This is a genomic window from Pseudomonas maioricensis (assembly GCF_022790535.1).
In the GTDB taxonomy this organism is placed as follows: domain Bacteria; phylum Pseudomonadota; class Gammaproteobacteria; order Pseudomonadales; family Pseudomonadaceae; genus Aquipseudomonas; species Aquipseudomonas maioricensis.
Genome location: NZ_LOHG01000012.1, coordinates 152,584 through 171,589, shown reverse-complemented (window position 1 = coordinate 171,589; position 19,006 = coordinate 152,584). Strand labels below are relative to the sequence as shown.

At 58.7% G+C, this 19,006-nt stretch carries 20 protein-coding genes; 11 read left to right on the top strand and 9 right to left on the bottom strand.

Going from position 1 to position 19,006, the window contains the following annotated elements; genetic code table 11:
* The first annotated feature begins 7 nt into the window (after window positions 1–7).
* Together AUC61_RS19195 and AUC61_RS19190 are read left to right on the top strand one after the other, a co-directional pair.
* Window positions 8–2,161 carry a motility hub landmark protein FimV gene (locus tag AUC61_RS19195; protein ID WP_243247740.1) on the top strand — a complete coding sequence of 718 codons (2,154 nt, stop codon included), beginning with the start codon at window positions 8–10 and terminating at the stop codon, window positions 2,159–2,161.
* A 243-nt stretch (window positions 2,162–2,404) separates the two neighbouring features.
* Window positions 2,405–2,701 carry an Rdx family protein gene (locus AUC61_RS19190; RefSeq protein WP_243247739.1) on the top strand — a complete coding sequence of 99 codons (297 nt, stop codon included), beginning with the start codon at window positions 2,405–2,407 and terminating at the stop codon, window positions 2,699–2,701.
* Here AUC61_RS19190 and AUC61_RS19185 read toward each other — a convergent pair.
* The gene (locus AUC61_RS19185) at window positions 2,695–3,576 is read right to left on the bottom strand and encodes a DMT family transporter (RefSeq protein ID WP_243247738.1); all 882 of its coding nucleotides are present in this window, start codon (window positions 3,574–3,576) and stop codon (window positions 2,695–2,697) included. The genes AUC61_RS19190 and AUC61_RS19185 overlap by 7 nt on opposite strands.
* A 299-nt stretch (window positions 3,577–3,875) precedes the next feature.
* On the opposite strand from AUC61_RS19185, the gene AUC61_RS19180 reads away from it, so the two are divergent.
* Window positions 3,876–4,703 (top strand): UDP-2,3-diacylglucosamine diphosphatase, encoded by an 828-nt coding sequence (locus AUC61_RS19180; protein WP_243247737.1) that lies wholly within the window; start codon window positions 3,876–3,878, stop codon window positions 4,701–4,703.
* A 26-nt stretch (window positions 4,704–4,729) separates the two neighbouring features.
* On the opposite strand, the gene AUC61_RS19175 is transcribed toward AUC61_RS19180, so the two are convergent.
* The gene (locus AUC61_RS19175; protein WP_243247736.1) at window positions 4,730–5,041 is read right to left on the bottom strand and encodes an Mpo1-like protein; all 312 of its coding nucleotides are present in this window, start codon (window positions 5,039–5,041) and stop codon (window positions 4,730–4,732) included.
* A gap of 81 nt (window positions 5,042–5,122) precedes the next feature.
* On the bottom strand, window positions 5,123–6,577 hold the full coding sequence (locus AUC61_RS19170) for a TrkH family potassium uptake protein (protein WP_243247735.1): 1,455 nt from the start codon (window positions 6,575–6,577) through the stop codon (window positions 5,123–5,125).
* Between the two features lie 163 nt (window positions 6,578–6,740).
* On the opposite strand from AUC61_RS19170, the gene AUC61_RS19165 reads away from it, so the two are divergent.
* Window positions 6,741–7,301, top strand: coding sequence for a nitroreductase family protein (locus AUC61_RS19165; protein ID WP_243247734.1), 561 nt, complete (start codon window positions 6,741–6,743; stop codon window positions 7,299–7,301).
* 124 nt (window positions 7,302–7,425) lie between these two features.
* Here the strand turns inward: AUC61_RS19165 and AUC61_RS19160 are convergent, their stop codons facing one another.
* The 6 genes from AUC61_RS19160 to AUC61_RS19135 form a co-directional block, all read right to left on the bottom strand.
* On the bottom strand, window positions 7,426–8,763 hold the full coding sequence (locus tag AUC61_RS19160) for a sensor histidine kinase (protein WP_243247733.1): 1,338 nt from the start codon (window positions 8,761–8,763) through the stop codon (window positions 7,426–7,428).
* 66 nt (window positions 8,764–8,829) lie between these two features.
* Window positions 8,830–9,267 carry an LTXXQ domain protein gene (locus AUC61_RS19155; RefSeq protein ID WP_243247732.1) on the bottom strand — a complete coding sequence of 146 codons (438 nt, stop codon included), beginning with the start codon at window positions 9,265–9,267 and terminating at the stop codon, window positions 8,830–8,832.
* 208 nt (window positions 9,268–9,475) lie between these two features.
* Complete coding sequence (locus AUC61_RS19150; RefSeq protein WP_087265474.1) at window positions 9,476–10,153, bottom strand: response regulator transcription factor; 678 nt, start codon at window positions 10,151–10,153, stop codon at window positions 9,476–9,478.
* A gap of 7 nt (window positions 10,154–10,160) precedes the next feature.
* Entirely contained in the window at window positions 10,161–10,568 is a 408-nt protein-coding gene (locus tag AUC61_RS19145; RefSeq protein WP_243247731.1) for an SH3 domain-containing protein, read from the bottom strand.
* A 191-nt stretch (window positions 10,569–10,759) separates the two neighbouring features.
* Entirely contained in the window at window positions 10,760–11,059 is a 300-nt protein-coding gene (locus AUC61_RS19140) for a YciI family protein (protein WP_243247730.1), read from the bottom strand.
* 1 nt (window position 11,060) lies between these two features.
* Entirely contained in the window at window positions 11,061–11,663 is a 603-nt protein-coding gene (locus tag AUC61_RS19135; RefSeq protein WP_243247729.1) for a septation protein A, read from the bottom strand.
* Window positions 11,664–11,729: 66 nt separating this feature from the next.
* Between AUC61_RS19135 and AUC61_RS19130 the strand changes: the two genes are divergently transcribed.
* The 7 genes from AUC61_RS19130 (at window position 11,730) to AUC61_RS19100 (ending at window position 18,963) form a co-directional block, all read left to right on the top strand.
* On the top strand, window positions 11,730–12,593 hold the full coding sequence (locus tag AUC61_RS19130) for a PHP domain-containing protein (protein WP_243247728.1): 864 nt from the start codon (window positions 11,730–11,732) through the stop codon (window positions 12,591–12,593).
* A gap of 13 nt (window positions 12,594–12,606) precedes the next feature.
* Complete coding sequence (locus AUC61_RS19125) at window positions 12,607–13,236, top strand: L-threonylcarbamoyladenylate synthase (protein WP_243247727.1); 630 nt, start codon at window positions 12,607–12,609, stop codon at window positions 13,234–13,236.
* Between the two features lie 119 nt (window positions 13,237–13,355).
* The gene (locus tag AUC61_RS19120; RefSeq protein ID WP_205505018.1) at window positions 13,356–14,054 is read left to right on the top strand and encodes a segregation and condensation protein A; all 699 of its coding nucleotides are present in this window, start codon (window positions 13,356–13,358) and stop codon (window positions 14,052–14,054) included.
* A gap of 10 nt (window positions 14,055–14,064) precedes the next feature.
* A complete protein-coding gene (scpB, locus tag AUC61_RS19115) occupies window positions 14,065–14,832 on the top strand; it encodes an SMC-Scp complex subunit ScpB (RefSeq protein ID WP_243247726.1) in 768 nt (255 codons plus the stop codon).
* 102 nt (window positions 14,833–14,934) lie between these two features.
* Window positions 14,935–15,126 (top strand): DUF1289 domain-containing protein, encoded by a 192-nt coding sequence (locus tag AUC61_RS19110; protein ID WP_243247725.1) that lies wholly within the window; start codon window positions 14,935–14,937, stop codon window positions 15,124–15,126.
* 197 nt (window positions 15,127–15,323) lie between these two features.
* Window positions 15,324–16,580 (top strand): 23S rRNA pseudouridine(2605) synthase RluB, encoded by a 1,257-nt coding sequence (rluB, locus tag AUC61_RS19105; RefSeq protein ID WP_243247724.1) that lies wholly within the window; start codon window positions 15,324–15,326, stop codon window positions 16,578–16,580.
* 166 nt (window positions 16,581–16,746) lie between these two features.
* Window positions 16,747–18,963, top strand: coding sequence for a DNA internalization-related competence protein ComEC/Rec2 (locus AUC61_RS19100; protein WP_243247723.1), 2,217 nt, complete (start codon window positions 16,747–16,749; stop codon window positions 18,961–18,963).
* Window positions 18,964–19,006: the final 43 nt, after the last annotated feature.

The window sequence follows — 19,006 nt, the reverse complement described above, 5'->3', positions numbered from 1 at the left end:
GGTTCGTATGCGCAATAGCTCTCAGGCGGCTACTCGATCAGGTTTTGCCAAAACCGCTTTTCGTCGCGGCCTGATGGTCGCCGCTTTATCCTCGGCATCTCTGTTCTATTCGACGTTTGCATCTGCATTGGGCATGGGCGATATCACGCTGCACTCCGCTCTTAATCAGCCCCTTGATGCCGAAATCGAGTTGGTGGAAACCGCCGGACTGAGCGCTGAAGATATCGTCGCGCGACTGGCCTCGCCGGAAGAGTTCGCCCGCGCGGGTGTCGACCGGGTCTTCTTTTTCAATGATTTGCGCTTCACTCCCGTGATTCGTGGCAATCGCGGTGTGATTCGTGTGGTGTCGAGCAAGCCGGTCACTGAACCCTATCTGCAGTTTCTCGTGCAGATACTGCGGCCGGGCGGCGACATGTTGCATGAATACACGCTGCTGCTGGACCCGGCGACGTCTGCGCAAGGGCGCGCGGCGGTGGCGGGTCGCTCCCGTGGCGCCGCCACTCAGGGCTCCGAACAATCACGGATGCCGGTTGCGCCACCGGCAGCACTGGAAGGTAAACGCTACTCGGTCGTGGGCGGCGATACCCTTAATTCCATCGTCCGACGTATGCAGGGCTCTGGTGCCGGTGCATCGGCAGGGCGACTGGCTGACGGGATCAAAGCGCTCAACCCTCAGGTCTTTCCTAATGGCGACAGTACCGCGCTAAAGGTCGGGCAGAGCTTGTTGCTACCGGACGCTGCTGTGCTGCCCTCTGGTAATCCTTCTACCACGCCCACCGCAGCAACCCCGCCGCCAGCCGCAGAAGTTCAGCGCGGTGCCGAACAGCTTGCCGCGTCGGCCATTGAAAATCAGTTGCTGACCAAGACGGTGGAAGACCTGCGCCTTCAGTTGCAGGCGCAGCAGGCATCGATTGACGGCAAGGACAAACAGATTATCGGTCTGCAAACCGAGCTGGCGGAAAGTCGCGCAGACACCTCTTTACCGGCATCGTCACCGGCAGTGCCTGAGCCGATCGCTGCAGCTCCTTCCGTTAGCGCGGAGCCACAACAAAGTCCCTCGTTGCTGACTTCGCCGTTGCTGTTGGGCGCGGTGGCGATTCTGCTGTTGTTGCTTGCGCTGGCCTGGTCGGTGCGTCGTAATCGTCGAAAACAACCCATACGGCAACCCGTCAGTGCTGATCCGACCCTGACCAGGCCAGCGCGTGCGCCGGTTGTTCCGGTTTATGACACGCCAGCCGTAACGCCCAAAGTGTCGGCTCCCGTGGTTGCAGCTCCAGCTTCAACGCCGCCACGTCCGGCCCCTGCACGTGCGGCTGCCGGAAGCACTGATCCACTGGACGGCGTCAGCATCTACATCGCTTATGGCCGGTTTGCCGAGGCGATGGGAATTCTGCGCTATGCTTTGGCCAAGCAGCCCGAGCGTACCGACGTGCGTATTCGTATTCTCGAGTTACTGGCAGAGCAGGGCGATTCTGCCGGCTTCGCTGAGGAAGAGCGGATCGCTTTACAAAATGGCGTGGAGCCGGAACAGCTTGAGCAGATCCGCTCACGTTATCCACAGCTCAAGCCTGCCAGTGAAGCGCTGAGTGCTGCGCCCGCTACCCTCGTTGCGGCTGCACCGCTGGCAGCCGCAGTTATCCCTGCCGCAATGGCTGAAGAGCAACCCGCACAGCTCGATGAAAATTCAGCTGCTGCGCTTAATCCGGAGCCCGCCGACGATTTCCAGTTAAACCTGGATGATCTGTCGATGGATGCCGACTGGGACCTGGTAGATCCTTTCGACAAACCCGTCACCGCACGTGCCGATGCATCGGTGCAAACACCGGTCGAAGATCCGGGATTCGCTTCAAACCTCACTGAGCTGCCTGATGTGCAGGAGATTCCGGATGATCGTTTTCTTAGCGATTTCCCTGAGGAAGATGGGGTTGTCGAGTCTAACAACGACGCTCTGGACGACACGTTCCTTGACGGATTCATGGATGAATCAGGTGAGTTTGACTTGCTTGATCTCGAAGAAGTCCCGCTAAGTAAAGTCAATCAGGCCCAGGTGCTGATCGATGACGGGGACATTGAAGGCGCTCGTGAGCTGTTGTTGCAGGTGATTGAAGAGTCCGACGAAGAACATCAACAGACGGCTCGTGCCCTGTTGGCTGGTCTTTAGGCCCGCATCACATCCCCATCGCGACCGTCGTAAACTCCGATGGCTCCTACAGATTGCTCTGAACCTGCACTGTAGGAGTTGTCGGAGGTTACGACGGCGCCGTTGCGGTTTGCCTGATATACCGTCATCGCAGCCTTCGGCAGCTCCTACAGGTCCAATGTTTGTCGCGAGACAGCGTCATGTCAGGGACATTGAGCGACGCCCTGCGGGAAATCATCTGTTCTTATCCTGGAGACTCTTTTCATGTCTGCCGCAAAACCCGAAATAACCATTATCTACTGCACGCAATGCCAATGGTTGTTGCGGGCGGCATGGTTGGCTCAGGAGTTACTCAGTACGTTTTCCGATGATCTGGGCAAGGTCTCTCTGCAACCTGGCACTGGCGGCGTATTCGTCATCACGTGTGATGGCGTGCAACTCTGGGAGCGCAAGGCCGACGGCGGATTCCCCGAGGCGAAGGTGCTCAAGCAGCGCGTCCGCGACCAGATTGATCCACAGCGCGATCTGGGGCACAACGACAAGACCAGGCCTGATCAGTGAGTCGTCGCTGCCTGAGGTGCTTTTTTACCGTTCATCAGGCCTGAAACGATGATGGCGATGATGATCAGCGCGCCGCCCAGCAACATGCTCACGGTTGGGATTTCGGCGAACAGTAGCCAGGCGAATGTGATGCCGTAAACCGGTTCCATGGCGAATACCACCGCAGCGGTCCGGGCTTTTATCACGGCCAGACTCGCAACGAACAGGCTGTGAGCCAGGCCGGTGCAGAACACTCCGAGCAAGCCGATCCACAGCCAGTCCAGGGCTGGAACGGTACTTAACTCAGGCGCCGCCATCGGCAATAGACACAGCCCCACAATCAGGTTTTGATACAGCGCAGCTTGCACTGCAGGAACGTTTTTCGAACTGACGCGATTGACCAGCGATAACAGCGAAAATGTCAGCCCGGAAAATACCGCCCACAGCAGCCCGCTGGTGGCCTCGCTGGCCAGATTGAACTCGGGTGTCACCAGCACCAGTCCGATACTGACCAGTACCACTAGAACCACTTCATTGCTGCGGATTCGTTCGCGAAACAGCAGCCCTTCGAGTATCACGGTAAAAGCCGGAAAACTGGCAAAGCCCAGGGTTGCGACAGCCACACCGGCAACTTTGACGGCGATGAAAAAACTCACCCAGTGTGCTGCGAGCAGGATGCCTGCGAGTATCAGCCGTGCCCAATCGGCTCGTCGCAGGGTCTTCCACGGGGTATTGCTGGCAAAGCGGGCGAAGAAGGCCAGCGCTGCAACGGCGAATATTCCGCGACCGAACACAATGACTGAGGGCGATGCGCTGGCCAGCTTGCCGAAGACACCGGTAAGGCCAAACATCAGTGCGCCCATATGCAGGGCGCCGAGGGCGGAGCGGGGAGTCATGGTGTTCCTTACTGGGCAGCTCTTATCAAACATGAAATGGCTATCTGACACCGAGCACCGCGAGGCCCGGTGTATCAGGCAGAACGCTATCGCGGCCTCGCGGTGCTCGTGCGCTCCTACAGGTCGATCCTTGCAACGAGACAGCGTGGTGTCAGGGGGCACGAGGGCAGTCTACCAGCGTCCGCCCTGAAGCATTCAGTCCAACTCTTCTTGTGCATTGTCACGGCATTGCCACACTCCGGTCACATTCGATTAACCGGCACCGGGCACTCTCATGCAAACCCAGCAGGAGATGGTTCATGACCAGTGCTCAGCTTGCCAGACCCAGCCGTAAGCAACGCGTTCGCACCTTGTGGATTTCTGATGTGCATCTGGGCACGCGGGATTGCCAGGCCGAACACTTGTCACATTTCCTCAAGGGCTATCAGGCTGACAAGGTCTATCTGGTGGGGGATATCATTGATGGCTGGAAGCTGCGCAGTGGTATGTACTGGCCTCAGGCCCATACCAACGTGATACGCCGCCTGTTGACGATGAGTAAGCGCGGCACCGAGGTGATCTACGTCACCGGTAATCACGATGAGTTTCTACGCCGCTATTCGAAACTGATTCTGGGCAATATCCAGTTGGTGGATGAAGCCGAGCACGTCACAGCAGACGGACGCCGTCTGTTGGTCATCCACGGCGATCAGTTCGACGTGATCACACGCTACCACCGCTGGCTGGCCTTTCTCGGCGACTCGGCGTACGAATTCACTCTAACCCTCAACCGTTGGCTGAATCATTGGCGAGCCAGGTACGGCTACGGTTACTGGTCGTTATCGGCGTATCTCAAGCACAAGGTCAAGACGGCGGTCAGTTTCATCAGTGACTTTGAAGAAGCCATCGCCCATGAGTGCGTCAAGCGCGGGCTGGATGGTGTGGTGTGCGGTCATATCCACCATGCCGAGATGCGCATGGTCGGCGAAGTGGAATACCTCAACTGCGGTGACTGGGTGGAGTCCTGTACCGCATTGATTGAGCATCTGGATGGCACGATTGAGCTGTTTCGGCTCGCGGATGCTCATCTCAAGCACAAGGAACTGCTTGCCGAGGAAAAGCTTGAGGCCAGCGAGCCGGTAGTCTGAAACGCTGGCGGTTGATGTGCCGTCGGCTAAAACGGAACCTTGCCAGTCAGCATGTCGCGGTACATGACGAAATCGCCCAGCAAGCTATAGAACGGATGCTGGAAAGTAGCAGGGCGATTCTTTTCGAAGAAAAAATGACCGACCCAGGCGAAGCCATATCCTGCCACTGGTACTAGCCAGATCAGGCTCCAACTGCCGCTGCCAATCACAAAGGCCAGCAGAAAGATCACCAGACTGGTGCCGACGAAGTGCAGACGACGGCAAGCGCTGTTTCGGTGTTCTTGCAGGTAGTAAGGATAGAAATCGGCGAAGCGGGTAAACGATTTGGTGGTTTCCATGGCTGGAGTTCCTGATCGTTGGCGCTGTTGGTTTAATGTCAGCTGGCTTTTTGCGTCAACTGACATTAAACGCCATTACGATCACTGACGCCAGAATGCCGGAATGCACAGCACCAGCACCGTGATGATCTCAAGACGCCCCAGCAGCATGCCACCCGACAGAATCCATTTGGCGGCGTCGGGCAGCGTGGCGAAGTTACCGGCCGGGCCGATGGTTTCGCCCAGCCCTGGGCCTACGCCGGACACCGTGCTCGCTGCGCCGGTTAGCGCCGTCATCCAGTCCAGTCCGAGTAGCGACAGCAACAGGGCGATGCCGCAAATCGTGATGGTGAAAAAGAACGAGAACGTCAGGATGGACCGCACGATTTCGTCGTCCAGCCGGTGGCCGTTATAGGTCTGTTTGAGCACCGCACGCGGGTGGATCAACTGATTAAGGTTGGCCTTGAGCAGAATGTAGGCGACCTGAAAGCGAAAAATCTTCACTCCACCGGCAGTCGAGCCGGAACAGCCACCTATAAAGCCAAGATAGAAGAAGAACATCAGCGCGAAGTTGCCCCACAGGCTGTAATCGCCGAGGGCGAAACCGGTGGTGGTCACCACAGAGGTCACGTTCAGGGCCACATGACGTAGCGCGTCGTACCATGGCAGGTCGGTGGTCGCCCAGTACCATGCGCCGAGTACCAGCCAGGTAACCAGCAATAAGCCCAACAGCCCCCGAACCTGTTCATCCCTGATCAAAGCTCCACGGTTGCCGCGCAAGGTTGCGACATACAGGGTAAACGGCAGGCTACCCAGGATCATCACCACAATCGCGACCCAATGCACCGCAGGTTGCGGCCACTTGGCCAGAGACAGATCGGAGGTGGAAAAACCGCCTGTCGAGATGGCGGACATGGCGTGGTTAATTGCATCGAACAGGCTCATGCCGGCCGCCCAGAAAGCCAGACTGCCCAGCGCCGTAATGCTGACGTACGCCAGCACGATGAACTTGGCCACCATATGCGAGCGGGGCATGACTTTTTCGGAGCGGTCGGACGATTCGGTCTGGAACAGACGCATGCCACCGATACGCAGCAGGGGCAGAATGGCTACTGCCATACCGATAAAGCCGATCCCGCCCAGCCAGTGGAGCATCGAGCGCCAGATGAGGATACCTGGCGACATGGTATCCAGGCCGCTGAGCACTGTTGAACCCGTCGCGGTAATGCCAGACATGCTTTCGAAGAAGGAGTCGGTGTAGCTGATGTGCTGGGTCAATAGAAACGGCAGTGCGGCGAAGACGCACACAACGATCCAACTGGAGACTGTCAGCAGATACATGTCTCGCGGACGCAAATGCACGTGTTCAGGTCGACCGGGAATGATCAATGCCAGCCCGGCGATGAACGTCAGCAAGCTTGCCCACAGAAAGGAGCGCAGGTCTTCGAAGCGGTCGTAAATGACCAGCGTCACCATGGGCACGATCATGGCGATGGCCAAGGTGATCAGGAATATGCCGATAATGAAACCGATGATGCGAAGGGTCGGCAACGCCATGCAGTCACTCTGACTAGGTTCGGGGAAAGGCGCCATTCTACCTGCGGCCCACGGCAAGTAAACCGTGGCCTGTGCGTCGCAGCCTGTAAGTAATTGCCTCGCAGGTTCGTTATCCGTGTGCACAGGCTCTAGAATGATCCAACATTTCTCAAGGAGGTAGCCCATGGAGGCGCTCGACGTATTGCTCAATCGTGTCTCGGTCCCACGATTGATCGACCCGGCCCCGGATGCAGCCCAGCGTGAAATCCTGTTCAGTGCAGCCATGCGCGCCCCGGATCATGGACAGTTGCGCCCGTTCCGGTTTATCACGGTGGAAGGCGCAGCCCGTGAGCGCATGGGGGATTTACTCGCAGAGGCGTTGCAGGCCAGTGGATCGGAAGTGACACCGCAAGCCTTGGACAAAGCACGCCTCGGCCCGCTACGCGCGCCACTGGTTGTGGTTGTAGTTGCCCGTCTGCAGGATCACTACAAAGTGCCAAAAGCCGAGCAGTTGATTACCGCAGGGTGTGCGGCGCACAGTGTATTGCTGGCGTCTTATGCGCTGGGCGTTGGCGCGGTATGGCGCACCGGTGAGCTGTCTTATTCGCCGCTAGTCGCCAAAGGTTTTGGCCTGGCGGATGACGAGGAGGTGATCGCCTTTCTGTATCTGGGCACGCCACAGAACCCGCCACGTGTTGCTGCGAAAGTGGATGTGGTGGATTTTGTGAGTGAGTGGCAGGGCTGAGGGGCTGGAATGCTGAAGTTCTTCTGTAGGAGCTGCCGAAGGCTGCGAAGCGGAGTGTCAGAAAAATCGTTTTCGCAGCCTTCGGCAGCTCCTACAGCGGAATGTGTATTTGCCGCAAAATGGATTAGGCCACCGAACTCTTCGGCTCCGCCGGCAAATCAATAATCGCCAGAAACCCGCCCTCGGGATGATTGCCCAGAATCAATTCCCCGCCATGACGTTGAGCTGCACGGCGAGCAATTGCCAGGCCCAGGCCATGACCCGCTGCGGTCTGGCCGGGAGCGCGGTAAAACGGCTCGCCCAATTGCGTCAGGTGCTCAGCCGCCACGCCAGGGCCATGGTCACGCACGCTTAACTGCAGCCTGTCACCGACCCGCTTTGCCTGCACTTCGACGGTTTCACCGGGCGGATTGAAGCGCAACGCATTGCGCAGCAGGTTATCGGTTGCTCGCTCAATCATGTCGGGCCAGCCATGCAGATGCAGGTTCTGCTCGACGTGCACGGCAATTTGCTGGTCGCCACCGTCCAGATTTGCATCATTCCTGAGGCGCAGTAGCAGCGCGTTGAGATCAATGGGCTCAGCGCTGCTCAGTTGCGCATCAAGCCGCGCCAGCGCAAGGATCTCGCTGATCAGTGCCTCCAGTCGATCACATTCGCGGCTTAACCTCGGCCAGAGCTTTTCCCGTTCGGCCGGTTCCGCGCGTTCTGCCAGCGCCAGCGCAATACGCAAGCGCGCCAAGGGGGAGCGCAGCTCATGGGATACATCGCGCAGCAACTGACGCTGGCTGCCGATCAGGCTCTGCAGTCGCGCGCCCATACGGTTGAAGTCGGTTGCCAGCACGCCGAATTCATCCCGGCGGTTCGCCAGTTGCGCGAGACTGTTTTGTTGATAAGTGGTTTGCCCAAGATCATGCACCGCACCGCGCAGGCGGCTGAGGGGGCGAGTGATCGACAAAGTCACCAGCAAACTGAACAGGGTCAGCACCACCAGCGCAATTCCCAGCGCGCTGAGCGGCCACATCAAACTGTCGCGGTGCCACGCATCCAGCTCCGGGTGAGGGATACGGTAAATGAACAGGTAGGTTTCCCCGGTTTTTTCACTCGTGTACTCACTGGTCAGGCGACGCCACGGAAGCTGTCGGGGGTCATCGCCCTGACGAGCCTCAAGGGCGGCAGCGCGGGGCGAAAAGGTGCCGCGCACGACCGGGTCGCCATTGTCGTTGAGGACCTGAACGTCCATGTGATTCTTGCGTTTGAGGCTTTGCAGGTAATCCTGCGCGGCATCTGCGCCCTGGTTTTCGTATTGCTCGGTCCAGGTCTGCGGCAAATGACTCAGCAGCGGATGACGGCTGAGGATCCATGCGTCTTGATTAAGCATGTGGCCGAGCAGAATGGACAGGCCTGCAACCAGGGCAATGGCCAGCCAGAAGCTAGCCAGGATTCGCCAGAACAATGAACGCACGGGACAACCTCAAAATAGAGAAACCCGGCACGCTTGGGGAGTGCCGGGTTCAGGTGGACCAGTAGCTTACTGGGCTTTTTGCGCTTTTTGCGCCTTCCACGCTTCGAATTCAGCGCGTTCGGCCATCTTTGCTGCGCGCTCTTTCTTCATTTCGTCGAATTCCTTCTGCTGCTCAGGCTTGAGCAGCGCACGGATATCGCTGTCAGTCTTGGTGCGCTTGGCGTCCAGTTCGTCTTTCATGGCTTTCTGGTCCGCGGGTGACAGCTTGGCCAGATACTTTTCAGTGATGTCCTTGCGGTCGTGCATTCGCTCGCCCATCAGTTTGCCGATCTGTTGACGCTGTTCGCGGCTCAGGTCCAGCTTTTCGAAAGGACCGCGGTCATGGTGCATGCCAGCACGTGGACCTTCAGGACCTGGACCAAAACCAGGGCCATCTCCAGGAGCAGCCATTGCAACGGTAGGCAGTGCAGCAGCGAACATCAAAGCGATAAGAGTCTTGCGCATGGTGTATCTCCTTGTCTCGAATCCGGCTCGTTGCCGGTTGAGGCCAGTTTAGGGAGATCAAGGTCAAGAGCCGTCAGGCTACTGTAAAGCTTGGGTAAAGAGGGGGAGAGAGTGGGCTGACATATAGAATTTAACGTGGGGGAATTGTGGGAGCAGAGCTCTGCTCCCGCACAAGCACTGTTCCTGCTTGGATGCAGCGCCAAAGCGACTACACGCTGTAGTAATAACCGCGGCTACGCAGCGCAACGATGCGCGGGCGGCCGTCAGGGTGCGGGCCGATTTTCTTGCGCAGGTTGCTCACGTGCATGTCCAGGCTGCGATCGTAAAGGGTCAGCTTGCGGCCCAGTGCCAATTGCGCCAGTTCCTGCTTGTCCAGCGGTTCACCAGGCTGGCGCAACAGGGCTTCGAGCAATCGGCTTTCAGAGACGGTCAGAACCAGCTCCTGATCGTTGATGATTACCACGCCGCGCACCGGGCTGAAGCTCAGGTCGCCCAGTTCCAGCTGTGTCGATACGGCCGTCGGGTGGCTACGACGCAACACCGCACGAAGGCGGGCGGTCAGTTCGCGAGGGTCGCAGGGTTTGGCCAGGTAATCATCGGCACCCAGTTCCAGACCCAGAATCCGGTCCAGAGGCTCACCGCGTGCAGACAGCATCAATACCGGCAGGTCCGGATGATCGCTGCGCAACTGCTTGAGCAGTTCCAGACCGCTGCCGTCGGGGAGCATGACATCCAGAACGACCGCAGCAGGTGCGGATTCGGCAAGGGCGCGACGGGCACTGTTGCCGTCGTGACAGGCGCGGACCAGAAAGCCTTCCTGGCTCAGCCAGCTACTCAGGAGCTCGCAGAGCTCCTGGTCATCATCAATAAGTAACAGCTCGCTCATTTCTCACTCAATTTAGCCACTGTCGACGCTGCTTACGTCCACCGCGGGCAAAGATACCGCACAGGAGGGCTATCAGCGCAACACCCCCTCCGGTGACGAACCATTGTTGCTGTTCGGTCAGGATACGTTGCGGTTCGGCCGATTGTGCTTCTTTGAGCTGTAACTTGAGCCTTTGGTTCTCTTGGCGCAGGCGACTGAGTTGGGCGCTCTCGCGTGCGGCGTCAGCGTTCTGCACCTGCTTGAGGAGTTCTTCGCGCTGGCGCTCGCTTTCTTTCAGGCGTTGCTGAAGATCGCTGATCTGAGCAGCAGTGGTCGGCAGCGGCAACGCATAGGAGGTACCGGAACCACTCGTTTCCTCGGCCTGGACGGTAGTCGCACCCATTGCCAACACAACAACCAGTAGACATGCCCGCATCTGAACTCCTGTTTCAGCGTCCGTGTGTTCAACGGCCGCACTTTTAGACGGCAGTGTTCTTATAGAACGGTTTTTATAGAACATTCAGCAGGTTGTCGGCAGGGCGTTGAGAATGATTAGCGTCAGAGCGGGAGATTTTGTCATCGCTGCCTTGAGCGGCAGCGATTACAGGGTGTATCGCAAGAGTAAATTTAAGGCAGGACTTTCTTGAAAGGCTTCACAACGACGTTGGCGTAGACGCCCGCCTTGACGAACGGATCAGCTTCGGCCCAGGTCTTTGCTGCGCTCAGCGACTCGAACTCGGCCACGATCAGGCTGCCCGAGAACCCGGCGGCGCCAGGCTCATTGCTGTCTACGGCCGGATTAGGTCCGGCCAGGATCAAGCGCCCCTCGTCTTTGAGCGCATTGAGGCGGTCCAGATGAGCCGGGCGCACGCTCAGGCGTTTTTCCAGGGAATTTTCGACGTCTGTTGCAATGATTGCGTAGAGCATGTCAGTCCTCGGTTTTTGTTGGGGGCGGTGCGGAAGCAGGGTCATGCATGTGTTTGGCAAGGTATAGACCCTGAGCGATCAGGAATACCAGAGTCATGCCCAGGCTGCCGAATACTTTGAAATCGACCCAGAATTCCTGATAAGTGAAAGCCACATAAAGATTGGCCGCGCCGCAGAACAGGAAGAAGATGATCCAGGCAATGTTCAGCTTGGTCCAGATTGGTTTCGGCAAGCTCAGTGCGTGCCCCATGATGCGTTGAATCAGCGGGCGGTCGCCAATGAAATGGCTTCCGGCAAAGGCCAGCGCAAACAGCCAGTTCACCACGGGCGCTTTCCACTTGAGGAAAGTTTCGCTGTGAAAGGCCAGGGTCAGGCTACCGAACACCAGACAGGCAACCAGCGTCAGCCACTGGCTTTTTTCCAGTTTGCCCTGTTTGACGAACAGAATGCCGTAGACCACCACTGAACTGACGATCAGCATGGCGGTCGCACTGAAAATACCGCCCAGTGTGTAGCTGTTGCCCAGGAACTCGACGGCACGAGGTTCGATTTTGTAAACGATGAAAAACAGCAGCAGCGGGATGAAGTCGATGAATTGTTTCACAATGGCAGCCAGAAGCAGGATGTGGCGGCATAATAACAAACATCAATGACAGCGAAAGCGCCACCTATGAATGTTGACCTGCACTGCCACAGCACAGCCTCCGACGGCGCTCTTGCGCCCACGGCATTGGTTGCGCGTGCTTACGAGAATGGCGTGCGCGTCCTTTCCCTGACGGATCACGACACCCTCGAAGGTCTCGAAGAAGCCCGGACTGCGGCGCTTTCACTGGGTATGCAACTGGTTAACGGTGTCGAGCTTTCGTGCACCTGGGGTGGGGCAACCATCCATATTCTCGGGTACGGTTTTGCCATGGATGCACCCCCTCTGCTCGCTGCAATAGCCCGTTTGCACGATGGACGCTGGTTGCGCGCCGAAGAAATCAGTCGCAAATTGGCGATCAAAGGTATGCCTGGAGCGCTGGAAGGTGCTCGCGCCATTCAGCAAGAGCTGGGCGACAGTGGCAATGCTCCGGCTCGTCCGCATTTCGCAGACTTCATGGTGCGGGCAGGTTTCGTCAAGGATCGCGCTGAAGCTTTCCGTAAGTGGCTGGGAGCGGGCAAGCTGGGCGATGTGAAACAACATTGGCCTACGCTGGAAGAAACCGTCGGCACCTTGCGTGAATCGGGGGCCTGGGTCAGTCTTGCGCACCCCTCGCATTATGATTTCACCCGTAGCAAGCGTCGTAAGCTGGTCGCAGCTTTTCTTGAAGCGGGTGGCCATGCGATTGAAGTAGTCAATGGCCTGCAACCTGCAGAGCAGGTTGGAACCCTGGCCATTCTGGCGCGTGAATTTGGCCTGCTGGTAACCGCTGGCAGTGATTTCCATGCTCCTGGTGGCTGGTCCGAGATAGGCGTCTATCGTCCGGTGCCGGAAGACCTGCCGCCCCTTTGGTCCCGGTTCAAACATGATCAGTCTACTGCTGCCTTCTGAACAGGAAGATACCGTGAGTCAATTTTTCCAGGTCCACCCGGAGAACCCGCAACCGCGCCTGATCAAACAGGCCGTGGAAATTATTAAAGCGGGCGGTTTGGTGATCTACCCAACAGATTCCTCCTACGCCCTGGGCTGTCAGCTCGGTGATAAAAGCGCCATCGAGCGCATTCGCCGTCTGCGCCAGCTGGACGACAAGCACAACTTCACGTTGATGTGCTGCGACCTGTCTCAATTGGGGCTGTTCGCCAAGGTCGATACCGGTGCGTTTCGTGCACTCAAGGCCCACACGCCCGGGCCTTACACCTTTATTCTGAATGCCACGCGGGAAGTGCCACGGCTGATTTTGCATCCCAAGCGCCGGACAATCGGCTTGCGGGTGCCTAAGCATCCTATCGCCCAGGCTTTGCTTGAGGAATTGGGCGAGCCACTCATGAGCGTCAGTCTTATCCTGCCGGGGGAAAGCGTGCCGCTGAGTGACCCCTATGAGATGCGCCAGACCCTCGAGCGTCAGGTCGACCTGATCATTGATGGCGGCATGGGCGGGATTTCCGCCTCGACAGTGATCAACCTGACCGGCGATGAGCCTGAGGTCGTTCGTGTCGGTTGCGGCGATCCGTCACCATTTGGTGTTGAGGCTTGATGGCTACGGTAGAAACCGTTGACAGTCAGGCCGACGCTCAACAAGAACTGCCGTTCGCCATGGTCTACGGCCAGGCGGTTACGCAGATGCCAATGGATCTGTATATCCCGCCGGATGCGCTGGAAGTCTTTCTTGAGGCTTTTGAAGGCCCGTTGGACCTGTTGCTCTATCTGATCCGTAAGCAGAACATCGACATCCTCGACATCCCGGTGGCGGAGATCACCAAGCAGTACATGGGCTATGTCGAACTGATGAAAACGGTGCGTCTGGAACTTGCTGCAGAGTACCTGGTGATGGCCGCCATGCTGGCGGAAATCAAGTCGCGCATGCTGCTGCCGCGTTCCGCCGAAGCCGAAGAAGAGGAAGACGACCCTCGTGCCGAGCTGATCCGCCGGTTGCAGGAGTACGAGCGCTTCAAGGTGGCCGCCGAAGGTATCGACCAGTTGAGCCGTGTCGGGCGTGATGTAGTGGTTCCCAAGCTGGACGCTCCCGAAGCCCGGGCGCGCAAGTTGTTGCCGGAGGTCAGCCTTGAAGAGTTGTTGATGTCCATGGCGGAAGTGCTGCGCCGTGGCGACATGTTTGAAAGCCATCAGGTCAGCCGTGAGGCCTTGTCGACCCGTGAGCGCATGAGTGATGTGCTGGAGCGGCTGAAAGGCGGCGGATTTGTGCCATTTGCCGAACTCTTTACCGCCGAAGAGGGGCGCCTCGGCGTAGTCGTGACGTTCATGGCCGTGCTTGAGCTGGTCAAGGAGTCACTGGTGGAATTGGTACAGAACGAGCCCTTTGCGGTCATCCATGTGCGGGCGCGAGCCGAATAAGAGCTGAACAATGAATCTCAACGAACCTCGCGAGCTGGCTCCGCTGCTCGAAGCTTTCCTGTTGGCCTCGGGCAAGCCGCAATCGCTGGAGCGCCTTTACGAACTGTTCGAAGAAGGCGAGCGTCCTGAGCCGCCGGTCTTCAAGAAAGCGCTGCAGTTACTGGGTAAGTCCTGCGAAGGCAGGGCATTCGAGCTCAAGGAAGTGGCTTCCGGTTATCGCCTGCAGATTCGTGAAAAGTTTTCCCCTTGGGTCGGTCGTCTCTGGGAAGAGCGTCCGCAGCGCTATTCTCGGGCCATGCTTGAAACCATGGCATTGATCGCTTATCGCCAACCGATAACCCGGGGCGAAATCGAAGATGTGCGCGGTGTTGCGGTTAACAGCCATATCGTGAAAACCCTGCTGGAACGTGAGTGGATCAGGGTCGTGGGCTACCGTGAAGTGCCGGGCAAGCCTGCGATGTTTGCGACCACCAAAGTGTTTCTCGACCACTTCAACCTGAAGAACCTCGATGACTTGCCGCCACTGGCAGACCTGCGTGAACTGGAACCAGATCCGGTTCTGGATTTCGAAGACGCTCCGGTGCCTGCGCATCTGCAGGCGATGGCCGACGCGAGCATCGATCCGGACGCAGAGCCAGAACCGCCAAGAGACGAGACGAGCTTCCGCAGCCTGTTGGTCGAACTCGACTCGATGGAGCAGGGTCTGAAGATCGACTTCGATGATTTGCTGCCGGATGAGCCTGATGAAAAATCAGAGGACGGTAGCGATCCCTTGTAGGAGCTGCCGAAGGCTGCGAAGCAGTGGGTCAGACAAAGCGCTTTCGCAGCCTTCGGCAGCTCCTACAGGGCAAACAGCGTTAATTCAGGCGGCGCACCACTCATGAGCGACACTAAGAACCCCTGCATCAGCCTCTGCAAATTCGACGCCGACATCTGCATCGGCTGTGGCCGCAGCAAGAAAGAAATCAAGGCCTGGAAGAAGATGGACAAGGACGAGCGCCGCGATGTGCTGAAGGACGCCGCTGTTCGCATGAAAGGTTTCAAGGGTGCCGGTCGGCGGAAAAAGAAGTAAGCCGCAAATTTTCGACTAGCCTCTGATGCGCAATGCGTTATGTGAGCGTATGATTCGCGACCTTTTGGCGATTCTGCTCGTGATGAGTTTAGCGTCAGAAGTTTTCAGTATTACGCCTCGCGGCTATCCACAGCCCCAGGCAACAGGTTGCGCCGGTCCTCGGCGTCCCCTGAATCGACACACCGGGAGGTGCCCAGATGAGTGAACAAGACAAGCAGGACAGCCAGGAAATCGGACCCGCAGGTGAAAAACTGCAGAAGGTTCTGGCACGTATTGGCGTAGGTTCGCGTCGCGACGTTGAAGCCTGGATCAGCCAGGGCCGTATCAAGGTCAATGGCAAGGACGCGACCTTGGGTCAACGCGTTGATCTGCATGATGCGATCAGCGTTGATGGCCGCGTCATCAAGCGCGAAGAGGCCGCCGAAACGGTGCGCCGCGTGATCATGTACAACAAGCCGGACGGCGAAATCTGTACCCGTGACGACCCTGAAGGTCGCCCGACGGTGTTCGATCGCCTGCCGCGTCCAAAAGAAGGCCGTTGGGTCAATATCGGTCGTCTGGACATCAATACCACCGGCTTGCTGATGTTCACCACCGATGGTGAGCTGGCCAACCGTCTGATGCACCCGTCTTTCGAAATGGACCGTGAATACGCTGTGCGCGTCCGCGGTGAAGTCGATGACGACATGCTGCTGCGCCTGAAGAACGGGGTGATCCTCGAAGACGGTCCGGCACGTTTCACCGACATCCAGCAAGCGCCGGGTGGTGAAGGTTTCAACCACTGGTATCACTGCGTGGTGATGGAAGGCCGTAACCGCGAAGTGCGACGCCTGTGGGAATCCCAGGGCCTGGTGGTCAGCCGCCTGAAGCGCGTGCGTTACGGACCGGTGTTCCTCAACTCCGACCTGCCGATGGGCCGCTGGCGCGAAATGAGCCAGTACGAGGTGGATATCCTCAGCGCTGAAGTAGGCCTGACACCTGTGGCTCAGCCGCAGATGAACGCCAAGACCAAGGACAAGATGGAGCGCTTGCAGCGTCAATCCTCCCGTCCATTGGGCAAAAGCGAGCGTGTGCGCACCCTTCGCCCGGCCAAGGATGCTGCTCCGACTGGCGAGCGTGCTCCACGTCAGCCGCAAGTGACCGGCAGTGATCGTGATCGTGCCCAGCGTCCTGCTGCACCGCGCTCGGATTCCGGTCGTGGTCAGCGCAACGACCCTAACAAGTCGGCGCCACGCACGCCGCGCCCAGCCAATGGCCGCAGCGACACTCGCACAGATAACAGCCGTGGCACACCAGTGGCTGAGCGTCCGAGCGACATGAACAAACGTCCGGCCAAACCGTCGCCAAAGCGGCCAGGTATCAATCTGGTCGATGACGCGCCGTCCGGCAAGCGCCGTGGCCCCGCATCGGGCTCGGGCCAGCGCCCGGGTTTCGGTCGTCGCAAGCCGCAGTAAACGCTTGGCGACTGGCTTGAGCGAATGAAAAACGCCCATCGAAAGATGGGCGTTTTTTTTGGTCACTGATTTACCCCGCACAAGACCTTGTGACACTTGATCCCGACGCTTTTGCCCGGCTGAGCTAAGCCGTAAGGGTGTCTTCGACGTTATCGGGATGGGCGCTATGCGTACAGGGATGTTCGCGCTGGCCTTGGGGTTACTGGCGCTACGCTTTTTACCGGTTTTGCCACCATTGTGGCTGTTGCTCGTTATGCCGGTGCTGGCTTTGATGCTGTTGCCGTTCCGCACATACCCCATCGCTTTGTTTTTATTCGGTTTCAGTTGGGCGTGCCTCTCGGCGCAATGGGCGCTGGATGATCGCCTGTCGCCGAAGCTGGACGGTCAGACTGTCTGGTTGCAAGGCAAGGTCGTCGGTTTGCCTGCGTCAACTGAAGGTGTGGTGCGCTTTGAGCTGGAAGGGCTGCAATCCAGACGCTTCAGATTGCCGGAGCGCATGCGGGTAGCCTGGCATGGCGGTCCACAGGTGCGCAGTGGTGAACACTGGCGTCTGGCAGTCAAGCTCAAGCGCCCGGGCGGACTGGCCAACCCGCATGCCTTTGATTACGAAGCCTGGCTGCTCGCCCAGCGTATCGGTGCCACTGGAACTGTCTCTGATGGGCAATTGCTGAAGTCCGCTGCGTCCGGCTGGCGATACGCTATACGCCAGCGCTTGTTGGCGGTGGACGCGCAAGGGCGTGAAGGCGGTCTGGCTGCATTGGTCCTGGGTGATGGCTCGGGCTTGAGCACGGTTGACTGGCAGATCCTGCAGGACACCGGCACCGTGCATTTGCTGGTGATTTCCGGGCAGCATGTGGGCTTGTTGGCGGGTGTGATGTACGCGTTTATCGCCGGGCTGGCACGTTGGGGGCTGTGGCCGCGGGCCTTGCCGTGGTTGCCATGGGCGTGCGGGTTGGCGTTCAGTGCAGCGCTCGGTTATGGCTTGCTGGCAGGTTTTGAAGTGCCGGTGCGTCGGGCCTGCGTCATGGTGGGCATGGTCCTGCTCTGGCGTCTGCGCTTTCGTCATCTGGGGGCGGTCGGGCCGCTACTGGTGTCGCTGAATGTGGTGCTGGTGTTTGAGCCACTGGCCAGTTTGCAGCCGGGCTTCTGGCTGTCATTTATCGCCGTGGCGATTCTGATTCTGATATTCGGTGGGCGGCTGGGTGCCTGGAGCTGGCTGCAAAGCTGGACCCGCGCCCAGTGGTTGATCGCCATTGGTCTGTTACCTGTGTTGCTGGCTCTGAACCTGCCCATCAGTCTGAGTGGTCCGTTTGCCAATCTCGTCGCGGTGCCGTGGGTCAGCTTCCTGATCCTGCCGCCTGCGCTGCTCGGGACCTTGCTCCTGCCTGTTCCGTATTTGGGAGAAGGGTTGCTCTGGCTGGCAGGCGGCGCGCTGGAGTGGTTGTTCAGGTTTCTCGGCTGGGTTGCCGGGTGGTTGCCTGCCTGGGTGCCGAGCGCCATTCCGTTCTGGGCCTGGTTGCTGAGTCTGCTGGGAGGCGTGTTGTTGCTCTTGCCCGGTGGTGTGCCCCTGCGCGGGCTGGGTTGGCCACTGTTGTTGCTTTGCGTGTTCCCGCCTCTGAAAAGCGTGCCGCACGGGCAAGTAGAAGTTCTGCAACTGGACGTCGGCCAAGGGCTGGCGATTCTTTTGCGTACTCGACACCACGCACTGCTCTATGACGCGGGGCCACGTTTCGGTGAATTCGATATCGGCCAGCGCGTCGTGCTGCCCGCCATACGCAAGACCGGTGCACGCCAGCTTAATCTGATGTTGATCAGCCACGCCGACGCGGATCATGCCGGTGGCGCGCAGGCGGTCCATCAAGGCTTGCCGGTCAAGCGGGTGCTGGGCGGTGAGCTGGAAAGGCTGCCGCCGTTGCTAAACGCGCAACTGTGTACCAATGACGAGCGCTGGGAATGGGACGGTGTGGTGTTTTCGACCTGGCGCTGGAGTGATGCCAGAGAGGGGAATCAGGCCTCGTGTGTGCTGATGATCGATGCTCAAGGCGAGCGCTTGTTGTTGACCGGGGATATCGATGCCGAGGCCGAACAAGCGCTGATCGACAGTGGCCGCGATGTCCGCGCCGACTGGCTGCAAGCGCCGCACCACGGCAGTCGTACTTCTTCATCGAAAAGCTTTCTGCGTTCGGTTGCCCCTCGCGGCGTGTTGATTTCCCGAGGCCGCAATAATGCCTTCGGGCACCCGCATCCGTTGATTATGGCGCGCTATCACTGGTTCGGCATTCCCACCTGGGACAGCGCCGAACTGGGTGCGATCAGCCTGCACCTCGGGACCTTCGACAAGCCGCGGTCGCAGCGGGCAGAGAGGCGTTTCTGGCGTGACTGATACAAGGATATTGCTCGCAGGCTTCGGCGAGTCGCTGACCCTA